The sequence below is a fragment of the Xanthobacter sp. NM-59 genome (genome assembly GCF_021401125.1).
Classification (GTDB): domain Bacteria; phylum Pseudomonadota; class Alphaproteobacteria; order Rhizobiales; family Xanthobacteraceae; genus Xanthobacter.
Window position 1 is genome coordinate 859751 of record NZ_JACBFQ010000001.1, and the last position, 14343, is coordinate 874093.

The window sequence follows — 14343 nt, forward strand, 5'->3', positions numbered from 1 at the left end:
TATCGCCAACGCCGATCGATGGCTGAATCATTGGAGTGAGACATGAGTCTGCGCCTTGGGGACGTCGTTCCCGACTTCACCGCCGAAACCACCGAGGGGCCCATCTCCTTCCATTCCTGGCTCGGGGACAGCTGGGGCATCCTCTTCTCCCACCCCAAGAATTTCACGCCGGTGTGCACCACCGAGCTGGGCCAGGTGGCTCATCTCAAGGGGGAGTTCGACAAAAGGGGCGTGAAGGTGATCGGCCTTTCGGTCGACGCGGTCGAGAACCACCCGGCATGGGTTCAGGACATCAAGGACGCCACCGGCGCCACGTTGAACTTTCCCCTCATCGCCGATGCGGACCGAAAGGTCTCGACCCTTTATGACCTGATCCACCCCAATGCCAGCGACACGGCAACGGTGCGCTCTGTCTTCATCATCGGGCCGGACAAGAAGCTCAAGCTGTCGATCACCTATCCCGCCTCCACCGGGCGGAACTTCCAGGAAATCCTGCGGGTGATCGATTCTCTCCAGCTCACCGCGCACCATTCGGTGGCGACCCCGGTGGACTGGAAGCCAGGCGACGACGTCATCATCGTGCCGTCGCTGTCCGACGCTGCGGCGAAGGAGAAGTTTCCCGAAGGGTGGAAGGCCGTGAAGCCCTATCTGCGGCTGGTGCCGCAGCCTGGCAAGTGACGGGCCGGGCCGCGCGCCTCGCCGTCCGGTCGGCCCCAGGGCCGACCGGAACCCGTTTCAGGCCGACATGATGTAGTCGCGCAGGGCCGCGTGCTCGCGCTCCATCTCCTCCACGCGGTACTTCACCACGTCGCCGATGGAGATGATGCCCACGAGGCGGTCCCCATCCACCACGGGCACGTGGCGGAAGCGGCCGCGCGTCATGCGCTCCATGATCATGGGAATGGTTTCGTCGGCTGTGCAGGTCACCACCGCCCGCGTCATCACCTGCTCGAGCGGCAGCGACAGCGCTTCGGTTCCCCGCTCTCCGAGCAGGCGCACAACGTCGCGCTCCGAGATGATGCCTTCCACACCCATGTGCCCGTCCACCACCACGATGGCGCCGATGTGATGGCGCGCCACCGCCTCACTCACGGTCGCCTGCGGAGAGATGGTGACGATATCCCCGCCCTTATGCTGCAGAATTCTGCTCACGGTCATTGGCGTCCTCTCCCTTTCGGAATCCGGCCGGGGTCCGGTGTGGCCCGGTTGCTTTTGCCCGTGCCGGCCTGCTCCAAGGGAAAGGATCACTCGCAATGGCCGCCGACGCAAGTGCGCTTCGCACTCGCGCAACGTCAAGCTGTAGCGATATACCGGATGTTGGGATTCCGCCTCAGCGCCCCCGGGGACGCGCCACGGGATCGAATAGGCCGAATAGCAGCAGGCCGGCGGCAAAGCCGCCCACATGGGCCTGCCAGGCCACTTCCGCCCCCTCCGTTCCCGGCATGGAAACACCCAGGCCGAACAGCAGGTTGAGGCCAAACCAGATGGCGATGAAAATGAGCAGCTGCGGGTTCTTCAGGCTTTGCAGCAGGGATTCGGCCGGGTGGTGGTCGCCCGCCCCCATTCCGCCGGCCAGGATGCCCCCGGGCGACACGGCGAACCGCATCGCCGCCGCCATGGCCCCCGACACCGTCGCCGAAGCGCCGATCAGGGGCGCGATGCCGTCCGGATAAGCCAGATAGTGCGCCCCGGCGCCCGCGGCCGCGGTGACCACGCAAAACAGCAGAAAACGCAGGGTGCCGAACCGGCGCGCCACCGGTGTTCCGAACGCCAGGAACCAGATGAGGTTGACGCCAAGGTGCATCCAATTGGCGTGGAGCAGCGCATAGCTCACCACGGACCACACCTTCGGCCCCCAGCCGCCCGGCAGATAGAACATCGTATCTGGCAGGCTGTATCGCGCCGGGATGAAGGCGAAATAGGTCAGCACCTCCAGGTCCGCCGCCTGGCTGAGGATGAGCACACGCACTGCATGGATCATGATCAGCGTGAGCGCCACGCTGACGATGCTCGCAGGCAGATTAAAGACCGGCTCGCGAGCCGGCGCGGGGGGGAGAGGCGGACGGTACAGCACGCTTCCGACATAGGCAGGCGCACCGCCCTCGGCAAGGAAAATCCCCCGCCCCGCGCGCGCCGCGATAGCGGGCCCTCCACAGGGCTTCAGGCCGTTAAGGTTAATAGAAGGTTGACGAAGCAATTGCGGCCGAGGTGAGGCATTATCATTTTGTTAACTTCTGCGGATGCCCGCGATGTCGAAGCGTTTGCCCCGGACCCTGCTGCAGATTCTGCTCTCCATGGCGCTGCTGTGTGCCGGCCTCGCCACGGCTGGGGCCCAGGAACAGCGCTTCGCCAATCTCTCGGCGGCGTTCGCACCCCGCCACCTGGGCGAAGGGCGCAGCACCAGCGCGCCGGCGGGCTACACCCGCTTCTGTGCCGAGCACCCCCGTGACTGCGGCAACTCAGGCCCGGCGGTTGCCGTCATCCATCTCGATAACAACAAGGCGGCCGAGCTCGACCGCGTGAACCGCGGCGTTAACGCCCGCATTCAGCCGGAGACCGATCTCGACCACTATGGCGAGACCGAGCGCTGGGCCTATCCCGACGACGGCAAGGGCGACTGCGAGGACTATGTGCTGGAAAAGCGCCGCACGCTGCTCAACCTCGGTTGGCCGGGCTCTGCGCTTCTGATCACCGTTGTGCGCGACCGCGAGGGCGACGGCCATGCGGTGCTCACCGTCATCACTGATCGTGGTGATCTCATCCTCGACAACCAGGAAGACGACATCGTGTCCTGGAAGGACACCGGCTACCGCTTCGTGAAGCGCCAGTCCCAGGCGCGTGCCACCGATTGGGTGTCTCTCGGCGACACACTGGTGCCGCCCCCGCCGGTGGTGGGTGGCGGGCGCTGAGGCGCCCTGCCCTCCCCTTCGGCTGCCCTCCGCGTCAGTCGACCCGCACGAAACCCTCGGCATAGCGCCGGCCATTGCGCTGGTAATTGGCCGCGCTCTTGGCGAGCCCTTCCACCGCCGCATCGTCCAGCGCGCGCACTGCCTTGGCCGGCGAGCCCACGATGAGGGAGCGCTCGGGAAAGGTCTTGCCCTCGGTCACCAGCGCGCCGGCGCCCACCAGGCTGTTGGCGGGGATGACGGCGCGGTTGAGCACGGTGGCGCCCATGCCCACCAGGCTGTTGTCACCGATGGTGCAGCCGTGAAGGATGACATTGTGGCCCACGGTCACGTTCGTGCCGATGGTCAGCGGGCAGCCGGGATCGGTGTGGAGGACGCTGTTTTCCTGAATGTTACTGCCCTCGCCCACCACGATGGGCTCATTATCGCCGCGCAGGACGGCGCCAAACCAGATGCTCGCCCCCTCCTTGACGATGACCCGGCCGATGAGCACCGCCGTGGGCGCGATCCAATAGTTTCCGGAAGTGGGAAGCTCGGGGGCGACACCGTCGAGCGCATAAAGCGGCATGGCTGATCCTCCTGTCGGGCCGGTTCTCGCCCTCCCCTACAGCCAAAGACCGGACGAGGCTAGGGACCGGGCCCCGCGATGAAGGCCAGGCGGCGTGCGCAGCCGCGCGGATGGCGGGCATGGAGGTGGAGGCGCATCATGCCGCGCGGCCGCACGGCACCACCGGTCAGTCTGGCGAAAGGGGTTTCGACCTTACTGCGTGGGCGACGGAATATGCAGCGATAGCGCTCATGCCGATAGCGGCATTCCGGTGATGGACACGCCACGCTCTTTCCTTTGCGCCGTCGATGGCAGCGCCAAGCAACGCATGGCCAACGCGCTCATCGGCCGATGGGGCGCGGCCGACATCGGCTGCAACGCGTAATGCCTACCCTCGGCCCCGGGGGCATTCCCCCCGGCGGTCGGTCCGTCACATAACGATATGCGCCCGTTTATCCCTCACGCGCGGCACGTCATTTCCAGTCCAAATGGACCATAGCGCACCCCGACACGTCCGGCACTACTATTGAGAACGCTGTATATCCCTGTTGGACACGCATTGTCCCACCACTCGCTCAGCCGACACAGCTCACGCCTCGCGCTTCCATAGTCAAGACCATCGCTCAACCTGATCGAAACCAACGGTAGAGCCCATCACAACAACAATAGGCACACCACGGGAGACACCGCGATCTCGCCCCTCATTCCCACTCGATGATTAACCGGAGTGATAAGTATTTTAATTTTTTATGATTGTAAGACGGAGAATTCTACAATTTCCGCCAGATATACCGTCAGATTCATACGAAATTGTTTTTCCACAATAAATGTGACGCGGTACGCGGCGTCAATCTCTTCGTTCGTATTATATACGAAGTGCAGGAGAAATATCTACAGCCGATCGAAAACGTCCGCGATTGACTGCGATACGTGGCGAAACCGATTCTGCCGCGCGCGCATTGCTCGCTACCCTCCAGGCTACGCATCCTAGCCGGCATCCGATGCCCTCCAACCTTCACCAGACTTCCAACGCTCATCCTTTTCAGCAGGCTCGATCAGGGGAAGCAGAAATCCGGCGAGGTCGGAGACAACGACAGCCAGGTCGGCCGGCGCCGAGGCCATTCGCTCTCGCCCCAGAAAGGCCCTCCACTGTCGCCCCCAAGCCTCCACGTAAGCCTCGCTCAGACCGATCGGCTTCTCGGTTGGAAGCATGGTCTCGCGCCGTGCAAAGGTCTGGCGGATGGCCTCGGCAAGCGATGCCCGGTCAAACTCGAACGTTTGCGCGATCAGCCAGAGGTCGTAGAAATCCTTCAGCCGGCTATTCGCGATGCCGAGCAGCACGAGCGCCTGGAATTTCTCGGCCACGACGGTCGTCGCCGGATAGGCGCGCAGGCGGGGCGCCGGCGCGTCGAGCAGTGACGGATAGACGATCTCGACCGGTCCCGGCGTGACGGCATCACCGAAACCGATGTCGACCTGGATCGGAATGCGGGCGCCTGCGATCGTCGCGGAGGTGCGCACACGAATGCCGCCGTATTCTACGTCTTCCCGGATCGGAACAGCCATGATCGCTCCGATATCGAACTCCACGCCATCATCATCGACCGGTTGCCCACAGATCTCGCGGAAGGCCCCGCCGATCGACTCCGGGCTGTTTTCGCCATAGCCGAGCAAATCGAGATCGCGTGTCGGCCGGAACGGGTCTTCCACCCAGGTCACGAACAGCATCGCCCCTTTCAGAACGAAGCGGTCGCGATGGGGTGATTGGCTCAGCCGGTAGAGAAGCCGCTCCAGCGCGTAGCGCGTCAGCAGAATCTGAAAGTCCGTGCGTTCGACGCGAGCCCGGTCGAGCAGACGAGCCCGGACCGAAGCGCCGACATTTTTTCTCGGTTCACGCGCCATCGGCCACCATCGCCTCCACATAGGGCTTCATGGTCGACCAGACCTTGCCTTTGGTCCCATAGGTCCAGAGCTGGTCACTCGTGACTTTTCGCTGTCGAAGCCCCTCGCGCAGACCTTCCAGTGCGACATCCAGCCCGACCTTCGCCCGATAGCGAAAGCAATCGACGATCGTCCGCGCTGGATTTGTGATCGCCACCTCGACGCCATCGATGGAGTGTCGCTCCACACCTTCTGTCAGCGAGGGGCCGGTGAAGCGCACGAAGCGAATGGGTGGATAGTCGATCTTGGGACGCCAGGCGGTGCGATCGATGGCCATCCAAACGGCCGACGGCATTTGCAGAGTCAGCTCATGGAATTGCAGCGCTGAGATCAGGCAGATGACGCCTTTGGGAACGAGGGCAGACGCTTCTGCCAGAATACGCGCCGCATTGCCCGAGCTATCCGCGAGTTGGTAGAGGCCCCGCGCGGGGCGAACGACTGCCCCGTCCCGAACAAGACGCGCCAGCGTTTCCGGGCCGATGCCGTGGGCGGCAAAGTCCTTCAGCCGCATCATCGGGCACGTATTCAGCAGCTTGAGCGCTTGAGCGCGTTGAGAATCCATGGCCGTAGCGATGTGATGTTTCCTCGGCAAGTCCAGAAGATAGCAGAGGTTTTATCACATTTTCAGGAAGCAGCAATCCGTTGCGCTTGCCCCTCGAAGCGGCCGCCTGCGCGCCGGCACCGCCAAAGCGCAGGCTCTGACTTTGCCCCTGGTGCCGGCATATGTTCGCCGCTCTCCAGGGGGCAAGGCAATTGACGGGCGGCAGTCCTCGTGAAGGAGAGCGCCTTACGTGTGATCCATCAGGTCGTCGACCGTTCTGGCCTTTATGTATCGAGCCGGGTTCGGTCCGGAGGCGAGCGCGCTGAAGTGCGCCTCCCCGCACGCGATCTTGCCGGCTTCGATATCGCGCAAGTCGTCCACGAAGAGGCTGCTTTTGGTCTCCACGACGAAATAGAGGCGCTCTTCGCCGCTGACTTCGACCAGAACCGCCCAATCGGGATTGTAGGTACCGAGCGGAGTCGGCACTTTGAACCACGCGGGCAGCTTGGCGTAGATCTTCACAGCTTCGTTCTTTTCGAGCTGCTCGGCGAATGTCCGCTCGACACCTCCGGAATCATAGACGACGTGCTCGAAGACCGACTTCTGCGCGTCCTTGAGCATGTTGCGCAAATAGCCGGTCAGTTCCTCCTGCGCGAAAAGCTCCTGCGCGTAATAGTGCTCGTCGCCGATCCGCTGATATTTGATGCCGTCCACAATGGCCAAGCGCTTCGTCCGGTTGATCACTTCACCGGCGATTTCGATGAACGCCTGTGGATTGCGCTTGAAGTCAGCCAAGCGGCCGCACTCGGTGAGAATGCGGACAAGGCTCTTGCGGGTGAGTTGGGTTCGGTCCTGAAGATCGGTCAGCACGTCGGGCAGGACAATGTCGCCTTCGTCGATCGTGATGATGGTTCCGCTGTTCTTGTCGTGCTCCTTCGCCTCAACGCCGCCCTGTCCAATGGAAAGATCGGCCTTCCTGACCCGCACGCGAGCTTTCGACACCGGTGGGCCATTGGTGATGGCCTTGGCACAATCGGTGATCAGCTTCTCGTTGTCGAAGTGAACGCGATACGTCGTCTTATGTTTGATGCGATCCCAAAGCGCCTGGAATTCGGCGCTTTCGAGAATGGCCTGCCGTGTCTTGACGGTGACGCGCTCGTCGGCGTTCTTGATGTCGAGCTTCCCGGCGACCTTCTTCAGCACGTCACGAACCGCGCCAAGGTGGGCGGCGAGCGCCACCGGCAGCGCGAGCGTTCCGTCCTTCAAAGCGGTGCGCAGCTTATCCTGCACCTCGCCCTTGGTGTCGACGAAGCCTTCGGCCTTCAAGTGATCGAAGATGGCGGCCGATTCCTCGAAACCCAGCATTCCGGTCGAGCCGTCCGGGTTGACCACGGGGATTCTCGCGAACTGGTGCTTCTCGACAATGCCGAACTTGATGCCGGTGTCCTTTTCGATTTCCTTTTGCAGGTTCTCGGCGAAGTCTTCATAGCTTTCGGTGGCGATGACGGTCAGCGTGTTGATGTCGAAGCCGCGCAGGCGTTCGCCACCCTGGTTCACGCACAGCCTGAGGCCGCGGCCGATGGTCTGCCGCCGCTCGCGTTCGGTGCCGATCTCGCGGAGTGCGCAGATCTGGAATACGTTGGGATTGTCCCAACCCTCCTTCAGGGCGGAGTGCGAGAAGATGAACTTTCGCTTCGTATCGAAGCTGAGCAGCTTCTCCTTGTCCTTCATGATCAGGTTATAAGTGTCATTTTCCGGTGCATCTTTCGCCGACGATTTTTTGAGCTCGTATGTTTCAAACGGCGTCACAACACGCTTATCTATTGAAAAATAGCCATTATGCACCTCTTCGGCTTCCGACGTAACGTCGACCTCCCTGAACAGGCTGACGAAGTCGGGAAGCTTCGCCGCGCGGCGATACTCCTCTTCAAAGATGCGGGCATATTTGCCCTTCACGGGATTTCCGTCGGCATCGTAGGACCGATAGTGCTCCACCGCATCGATGAAGAACAGGCTCAACACCTTGATGCCGAGCGGCGCCAAGCGCTTTTCCTTTTCCAGATGCTCGTGGATCGTGCGGCGGATCATCAGGCGCACCGTGTCGCCGGCGGCGACTGGACCAGCGCCGACCAGCGTTTCGCCGGGCTGCAAGGCGATGTCGGTGATCTGACCGGGCGCGGTGTAAACTTGATAGAGCGCGCCATCGACGAAGGGATAGACCTGGATGGCGTTGATGAAGCCGTTCCTGACCGGCGGCGCTGCGAGCACCATTGGCGAGGAGCCGGGCATAGAGTTCGTCGGTGATGAGCACTGCGGTCATGTCGGCCTCCATTCGATGTCACCCTCCGATCGAGGGCGAGGAGGCGTTCGGCCGGCGCAATCGAGCGGCGCGGTCAGGCCCTACACGGTCCGGTACGGGCCGGGCTTGAGCGCGCCGCGGCGGCGGCCAGCGTTATCGGAGCTCGTTGAGAGGGGAAGATCGAACCGGCCGCTACGAAGCGCTCCTGCGAATGGACTCGTGTTGCTGGTTCACTGCGCTTCGGCTTTGCAGGGCAACGGTTGCGGATAGCGCAGCAGGTTCTCGGCCATGAACGAGACGAAGGCGGACAGCTTCGGCGACGGGTGGCGGCTTGCCGGCCATAGGATATGGAAAGCGCCCACATCGCGGATGTAGTCGTCGAGCACGCTGACGAGCGTGCCGCGTGAAAGCTGAGTGCGCACGGCGAACTGCGGCAGACAGACGAGGCCAAAGCCTTCCTCGGCCAGACAGATCTGGGGTTCCAGCGTGCTCGCGACCAGCGTGACCGGCAGGGCCATATCGAGATCCACCCCGTCGCGCGCAAGCGGCCAGCGCTCAAGCTTGCCGGTCGAGGGATATTTGTGATGCAGGCAGGCGTGGCCGGCGAGGTCTTCCGGCACCTTCGGCACGCCATGCACGGCGAAATAGTCCGGTGAGCCGACGATGCGGTGGGAGAAGGCGCCGACGCGGCGCATCATCAGCCGGCTGTCGCGCGCCTCGCCGGTGCGGATCACTGCGTCGAAGCCTTCGTCGATCACATCCACCAGCCTGTCGGTGAAGTCGAGATCGAGCTCGATCTCGGGATAGGCGCGCATGAAGGCCATCACCGCCGGCATCATCAGCATGCCGATGAGTGGCAGGCTGACGCGGAGTTTCCCCCGCGGCGCCGCGCGGGTCTGCGACAGTTCGAGTTCCGCCGCCTCGATCTCGCAGAAGATGCGACGGCAGCGGTCGCGGAAGAGCTCGCCCTCAGGCGTGAGGGTCAGCGACCGGGTCGAGCGGTGAAACAGGCGGACACCGAGCCGTTCCTCGAGCCGGGCCACCGCCTTGCCCACTGCGGAGGCCGAAATGCCGAGCTTGATTGCTGCGGCGGCAAAGCTGCCGGCCTCGGCCGTCTGAACGAAGGCATTGAGCGCGCCGAGATGTTCCATGGCGTCTTCCGAGATTGCGGACTCATGAGTCCGATATAAATGGAATTCTAGCCTGATTATTCCGCATCGGCGATACCGCTAGTCTCGTGGGCATGACAAAGACATGCTCCCACGACGCGGTCGGCCGCGTCTCGCCGACCTCGGCTCCATTCCCGTGGCCGAACCTTTTGGCGCTCGCGATGGCCGGGTTCATCACCATCCTGACCGAGGCGCTTCCGGCCGGTCTGTTGCCACAGATCGGCACGAGCCTGAGCGTTTCCGAGGCGTTCGCCGGGCAGCTCGTCACGCTCTACGCCATCGGTTCGCTCGCCGCGGCCATTCCCCTGACCACCGCGACGCAAAGCATGCGGCGACGGCCGCTGCTTCTCATCGCCATTTGCGGATTTGCGGTGGCGAACACGGCGACGGCGCTGTCGGATAGTTATGGACTGACACTCGTCGCCCGGTTTGTCGCGGGTGTTTCCGCAGGACTGCTCTGGGCACTGATCGCCGGCTATGCCGCGCGGATGGTGCCGGAAGGATCGAAGGGACGCGCCATCGCCGTTGCGATGATCGGCACTCCGTTGGCGTTGTCGCTCGGCATTCCGGCAGGAACATACCTGGGCGCTGCGATCGGATGGCGGGCTTCGTTCGGGGTCATGAGCGGCCTGACCCTGATCCTGATTGCCTGGGTGGTGATGAAAGTCCCCGACTTCCCGGGACAGACCGAGGACGAGCGGCTTCCGCTCAGCCAAGTCTTCGCCTTACCAGGAATCCGGCCGGTTCTCTTCGTCACCCTGACTTTCGTGCTCGCGCACAACATCCTCTACACCTACATCGCCCCTTTGCTCGGCAGTGCTGGCGGAGCCACCAGGACCGATCTTGCTCTGCTCGTCTTCGGAATTGCCGCGCTGGCCGGGATCTGGATCGTCGGTGTCCTGATCGACCGTCACCTGCGCAATCTCACTCTGATCAGCATCGCGTCGTTCGGCCTCGCAGCGCTCGCACTCGGTATCGCCGGTCATGCACCGATCATCGTCTTGAGCGCCACAGGACTCTGGGGCCTCGCCTTCGGCGGCGTCGCCACGCTGTTTCAGACCGCCCTCGCTAAGGCGGCCGGAGACATGCACGACCTCGCCCAATCGATGCTCGTCACAGCCTGGAACGCGGCCATCGCCGGCGGCGGCATCATGGGCGGGGTGTTGCTCGATCATTTTGGAGCCGGTGCCTTTGCGCCTGTCGCGCTCTTGCTGCTGGCCGCAGCCTTCATCGCCGCACACCGCGCCTGCCGGCACGGATTTCCCTTCTCCTTCGCCCCTTGATCCGAAACGGAGCTCCCATGCTCGAACGCCCTCTTCAGACTTCTTCCACCACGCTCTCCAGGAGACTCGACGCCGTCATCGATGGCGCGATTGCGGCCGAGCGGATCGTCGGCGCCGTCGTCCTGGTGCGCCGGAACGGCCAGCTGATCTATACCCGCGCCGCCGGCCTGGCGGATCGCGAGACCGGTTCCCCGATGCGCGAAGATGCGCAGTTCCGCCTCGCCTCGGTTTCCAAGCTCTTCGTCGCAGCGGCGGCCATGGCGTTGGTCGAACAAGGCAAACTCGATCTCGATCGACCGATCGCCGAATGGCTTCCGCACTTCGAACCGCGTTTTGGGGGCGATCCCGCCGCGATCTCCCTTCGCCACCTCCTCACCCACACGTCCGGCCTCGGCTACGGCTTTCTGGAGCCGGATGACGGGCCGCTGCACCGAGCCGGCGTCTCAGATGGCATGGACCGAACCGGCATCACGCTGGCCGAGAACCTCTCCCGCCTCGCCGGGGTGCCGCTGCTGTTTCGACCGGGGACGCAGTTTTGCTATTCGCTCGCCCTCGATGTCGCGGGCGCCTTGATCGAGGTCGCGACGGGACTGTCGCTGCCGCAGGCGGTGCGCCGACTGGTGACCGAGCCCCTCGGGCTGAACGACACCGGCTTCTCGGTTGCGGACCCGACCCGGCTGGCTGCGGCTTACGCCGACGACACCCCGTATCCGCGCCGGATGCGCGAGCCGGACCTGGTGCCGTTTCTTCCCGGTCTCCCCGGCATCCTCATGGACCCGTCACGCGCCTTCGACCCAAAGGCCTTTCCGTCCGGCGGCGCCGGCATGACCGGCTCTGCCCTCGACACGATGACCCTGCTCGAAGCGCTGCGATCGGGCGGCGGGCCGTTGATGCCGCCCGGACACGCGGCTGAAATGGCGCGCGATCAGATTGCCGGCCTCGATATCGAAGGCTCATCCGGCTGGGGCTATGGCCTCGGCTTCTCGATCCTGCGTGATGCGACGGCGGCTGGAGTAACCGAGTCTCCCGGTACTTGGCGCTGGGGCGGAGCCTATGGCCATAGCTGGTTCGTCGATCCCAGCAAGAATCTGACGCTGGTCGCCTTCACCAACACCGCGCTCGAAGGCATGTCGAACGGCGGACGCTTCTCCGCCGACCTCAGCCGGGCACTTTACGCCGCGATCGAACCATAAGGTGGAGCGCGCCCTCCGAAAATCTCCCCATTGCCGCCGTTTCCCGCACGCCGACGTCCGATGCCTTCAACGCATGAGCAACATGCATCACCTTGGTCGCAGTCATTCCACAGCGATCGAAGGCGATCGACATGCGACGCGAACAAGCCACTCCCCAGAAAGACAAAGCTCTGGAAGTCGAGACTGGGCAACCCTCCATTGATGGACCAGCGGAGAATACCCTCAAACGGTTTCAACCACCTGCCGACCTGTTCAAGCGCGTGATCCGTCGCCCAGAGCTTCGCAAAATCGTCCCACTCGCGGACACGACGATCTACGAGATGGAACAGCGCGGCGAGTTTCCCAAGCGCTTCTTTCTGACGCCGCGCTGCGTGGTGTGGGACTTGGCCGAAGTCGAGACCTGGCTCGACGAACGGCGTCGCGCGTCAGAGGCGGATATCGTGCGCAAGGCGCCTCCACCGGACGTTCACCAGCGACGTGCGCGACCGGCCAAAGCATAATTTCCGAAGGTCCGACGAGCGCGGCAGGTCAGATGACAGCCGCTACGGCGTCCACTCCTTGCGCAGGATGGCGTATTGCATGGTATTCTCGTAGATTGGCACGCCCTGATCGTCATTAACGAATGACACGAACTCCCGGAACAGCCCCTCCCGTCGCATCCCCAGCCTCTCGCAGAGGCGCTGCGAGGCAAAGTTGTCTTCCTCGACATAGGCATAAAGCCGCCGGGCTTCTTTCACCTTGAACAAGTGGTCGAGTAGCGCCCGTGCCGCCTCCGAGGCATAGCCGGTACCGCCGAAATTCGCGTTGAAATTCCAACCAACCGAGTATGTGTCGGGAGGCTCGTGGACACAAAACAGGTCGCCGATCAGCGTATCGGAGCTGCGTAGACATACGGCGACATGCTCATCGCTGCCGCTGCGTGCTTCCACTTCGGCTTGAGCGGCGCCGAGATCGGCGAGCTTCAGAGAAGCGAAGCAGCTCGACCTGGGTTGGTGCAAATATGCAAACAGATCAGCAGCGTCACCCCGCCGGAAATTTCGGAGAATCAGCCGGTCCGTTTCAACGATGTTCACTTGGACTTCCTCTCAGGCTTAATCCGTTCTTCTCGCCCATAAACGGCATCGACGGCGGCAACAGCGTCGGCACGCGCTTCTCTCCGTTCACCCAGGCATCGACCATGTCGGCCCACTCCTGGAGCATGTGGCGGCGCTGCGGTTCGTATTCTGCCTTGTTGTAGACGCCGCGCGATGAGCGACCGTCCTCGTGGGCGAGGCATTTCTCGATCCAGTCGCTGTTGAAGCCCATCTCGTTCAGGAGCGTCGAGCCGGTCCGGCGCAAGTCGTGGACCGTGAACGGCTCCAGTGGCAGGCCCTCCTTCTTTGCCCGCGCCACGACAGCCGCGGTGACGCGATTGAAGGTTGCGCGCGACATGGGGCCGTCGGCGTCGTAGCGGGACGGCCGGAGATAGCGCGAGTTGCCGGCGCAGTCTTCAGGGCGATGAGGATGTCGAGCGACTGTTGCGAGAGATAGACGTTGTGCGCCTTCGACCGCTTCATGCGCTCCTTGGGAAGGGTCCAGACGGCGTTCTCGAAATCGACCTCGTCCCAGACGGCATCGGTCAGCTCGCTCTTGCGCACCATGGTGAGCAGGATCAGACGCAGGCCGAGGCGGATGGTCGGCAGGGTTGGCACGTGCTCGACCTGCTGCAGCATGATCTTGATTTCGGCCGGCGACAGCGCCCGGTCCTTCGGCTGGAAGGTCGCGATCGAGGCAGGCCCGACCTCGTCGGCCGGGTTCGGTACTTTCTCACCGTGCAGGATGGCGAAGGCGAAGATCTGTTTGATGACGTCGCGGGCGTGGATGGCGGTCGCGGGCGCGCCGCGCTCTTTCACCTTGGCGCAGAGCTGGCGCAGATCGTCCGGCGTCACCTCGGTGAGAAGGCGGTTCTTCCAGGCGGGGAGAATGTCGCGATCGAGGATGGCCTTGCGCATCGAGCGGGTGCTTTCCGCCATGCGCGCGTCCTTGATCCATAAGGCGCTCACCGCACCGAAGCTGCACTCCATCGCCTTGCGCCGCTTGTCGCGCTGTTTCTCGTGAGCCGGAGAAAGCCCCTCCGCCACCAGCTTGCGTGCCGTGATGCAGCGCTCTCGAGCCTCGGCAAGCGTGAGGTCATCGGCGCCATAGGGGCCGATCGTCAGCATCTCCCGGCGACCGTTCAAACGGTAGTCGTACCGGAAGGTGATTTGGCCTGTCGTGGCGACGGAAACGTACATACCGTCACGGTCGGCCACCTTGTATAATTTATCCTTTGGGTTCAGCCTCTTGATGGCCATGTCGGTGAGCATGGGGACGGCCTCGTTGACGATCCAAAACGCCTTTTCGCCCCCCAATTTTACCGTCAAACAACACGAATAACCGTTATATAACAGCGCGGTAGATTGTTTTTCCATGGGCCGCTTGCGTT

General features: G+C 63.2%; 13 protein-coding genes and 2 pseudogenes. 5 read left to right on the forward strand and 10 right to left on the reverse strand.

Annotated elements, in window-relative coordinates; all coding sequences use genetic code 11:
* Window positions 1-42 precede the first annotated feature (42 nt).
* Window positions 43-678 carry a peroxiredoxin gene (locus L0966_RS04050; protein WP_234050540.1) on the forward strand — a complete coding sequence of 212 codons (636 nt, stop codon included), beginning with the start codon at window positions 43-45 and terminating at the stop codon, window positions 676-678.
* 57 nt (window positions 679-735) lie between these two features.
* Here the strand turns inward: L0966_RS04050 and L0966_RS04055 are convergent, their stop codons facing one another.
* Window positions 736-1158: a CBS domain-containing protein gene (locus L0966_RS04055; protein WP_234050541.1), complete on the reverse strand. Its 423-nt coding sequence runs from the start codon at window positions 1156-1158 to the stop codon at window positions 736-738.
* A 172-nt stretch (window positions 1159-1330) separates the two neighbouring features.
* Entirely contained in the window at window positions 1331-1999 is a 669-nt protein-coding gene (locus L0966_RS04060; RefSeq protein ID WP_234055848.1) for a rhomboid family intramembrane serine protease, read from the reverse strand.
* A 250-nt stretch (window positions 2000-2249) separates the two neighbouring features.
* Here L0966_RS04060 and L0966_RS04065 point away from each other — a divergent pair, with 250 nt between their 5' ends.
* On the forward strand, window positions 2250-2909 hold the full coding sequence (locus tag L0966_RS04065) for a transglutaminase-like cysteine peptidase (RefSeq protein ID WP_234050543.1): 660 nt from the start codon (window positions 2250-2252) through the stop codon (window positions 2907-2909).
* A gap of 34 nt (window positions 2910-2943) precedes the next feature.
* Here L0966_RS04065 and L0966_RS04070 read toward each other — a convergent pair whose 3' ends face one another.
* From L0966_RS04070 to L0966_RS04095, 6 genes and pseudogenes are all read right to left on the reverse strand, one after another.
* On the reverse strand, window positions 2944-3474 hold the full coding sequence (locus tag L0966_RS04070) for a gamma carbonic anhydrase family protein (protein WP_234050544.1): 531 nt from the start codon (window positions 3472-3474) through the stop codon (window positions 2944-2946).
* 966 nt (window positions 3475-4440) lie between these two features.
* Window positions 4441-5355, reverse strand: a complete 915-nt coding sequence (locus tag L0966_RS04075; RefSeq protein ID WP_234050545.1) for a nucleotidyl transferase AbiEii/AbiGii toxin family protein — start codon at window positions 5353-5355, stop codon at window positions 4441-4443.
* Window positions 5345-5956 (reverse strand): type IV toxin-antitoxin system AbiEi family antitoxin domain-containing protein, encoded by a 612-nt coding sequence (locus L0966_RS04080; protein WP_234050546.1) that lies wholly within the window; start codon window positions 5954-5956, stop codon window positions 5345-5347. The genes L0966_RS04075 and L0966_RS04080 overlap by 11 nt, the downstream gene beginning before the upstream one ends.
* A 225-nt stretch (window positions 5957-6181) precedes the next feature.
* Window positions 6182-8023, reverse strand: a complete 1842-nt coding sequence (locus L0966_RS22425) for a hypothetical protein (RefSeq protein WP_370640636.1) — start codon at window positions 8021-8023, stop codon at window positions 6182-6184.
* Window positions 8009-8188: pseudogene (locus L0966_RS04090) on the reverse strand (TrbG/VirB9 family P-type conjugative transfer protein); the annotation flags it as partial. The pseudogene L0966_RS04090 and the gene L0966_RS22425, both read right to left, overlap by 15 nt.
* 276 nt (window positions 8189-8464) lie before the next feature.
* Entirely contained in the window at window positions 8465-9385 is a 921-nt protein-coding gene (locus L0966_RS04095; RefSeq protein WP_234050547.1) for a LysR substrate-binding domain-containing protein, read from the reverse strand.
* A gap of 179 nt (window positions 9386-9564) precedes the next feature.
* On the opposite strand from L0966_RS04095, the gene L0966_RS04100 reads away from it, so the two are divergent.
* From L0966_RS04100 to L0966_RS04110, 3 genes are all read left to right on the forward strand, one after another.
* A complete protein-coding gene (locus L0966_RS04100) occupies window positions 9565-10686 on the forward strand; it encodes an MFS transporter (RefSeq protein WP_234050548.1) in 1122 nt (373 codons plus the stop codon).
* A gap of 17 nt (window positions 10687-10703) precedes the next feature.
* Entirely contained in the window at window positions 10704-11879 is a 1176-nt protein-coding gene (locus tag L0966_RS04105; protein WP_234050549.1) for a serine hydrolase, read from the forward strand.
* Between the two features lie 248 nt (window positions 11880-12127).
* The gene (locus tag L0966_RS04110) at window positions 12128-12379 is read left to right on the forward strand and encodes an AlpA family transcriptional regulator (RefSeq protein ID WP_234050829.1); all 252 of its coding nucleotides are present in this window, start codon (window positions 12128-12130) and stop codon (window positions 12377-12379) included.
* 42 nt (window positions 12380-12421) lie between these two features.
* On the opposite strand, the gene L0966_RS04115 is transcribed toward L0966_RS04110, so the two are convergent.
* Both L0966_RS04115 and L0966_RS04120 read right to left on the reverse strand, forming a co-directional pair.
* Entirely contained in the window at window positions 12422-12952 is a 531-nt protein-coding gene (locus tag L0966_RS04115; protein WP_234050550.1) for a GNAT family N-acetyltransferase, read from the reverse strand.
* Window positions 12939-14224: pseudogene (locus L0966_RS04120) on the reverse strand (tyrosine-type recombinase/integrase). Before L0966_RS04120 ends, L0966_RS04115 begins: the two are co-directional and overlap by 14 nt.
* Window positions 14225-14343 lie beyond the last annotated feature (119 nt).

Coding starts and splice junctions, on each gene's coding strand:
- L0966_RS04050 (WP_234050540.1), top strand. CDS start 43: ATGAGTCTGCGCCTTGGGGACGTCGTTCCCGACTTCACCGCCGAAACC.
- L0966_RS04075 (WP_234050545.1), bottom strand. CDS start 5,355: ATGGCGCGTGAACCGAGAAAAAATGTCGGCGCTTCGGTCCGGGCTCGT.
- L0966_RS04105 (WP_234050549.1), top strand. CDS start 10,704: ATGCTCGAACGCCCTCTTCAGACTTCTTCCACCACGCTCTCCAGGAGA.
- L0966_RS04065 (WP_234050543.1), top strand. CDS start 2,250: ATGTCGAAGCGTTTGCCCCGGACCCTGCTGCAGATTCTGCTCTCCATG.
- L0966_RS04080 (WP_234050546.1), bottom strand. CDS start 5,956: ATGGATTCTCAACGCGCTCAAGCGCTCAAGCTGCTGAATACGTGCCCG.
- L0966_RS04100 (WP_234050548.1), top strand. CDS start 9,565: ATGGCCGGGTTCATCACCATCCTGACCGAGGCGCTTCCGGCCGGTCTG.
- L0966_RS04070 (WP_234050544.1), bottom strand. CDS start 3,474: ATGCCGCTTTATGCGCTCGACGGTGTCGCCCCCGAGCTTCCCACTTCC.
- L0966_RS04095 (WP_234050547.1), bottom strand. CDS start 9,385: ATGGAACATCTCGGCGCGCTCAATGCCTTCGTTCAGACGGCCGAGGCC.
- L0966_RS04055 (WP_234050541.1), bottom strand. CDS start 1,158: ATGACCGTGAGCAGAATTCTGCAGCATAAGGGCGGGGATATCGTCACC.
- L0966_RS22425 (WP_370640636.1), bottom strand. CDS start 8,023: ATGATCCGCCGCACGATCCACGAGCATCTGGAAAAGGAAAAGCGCTTG.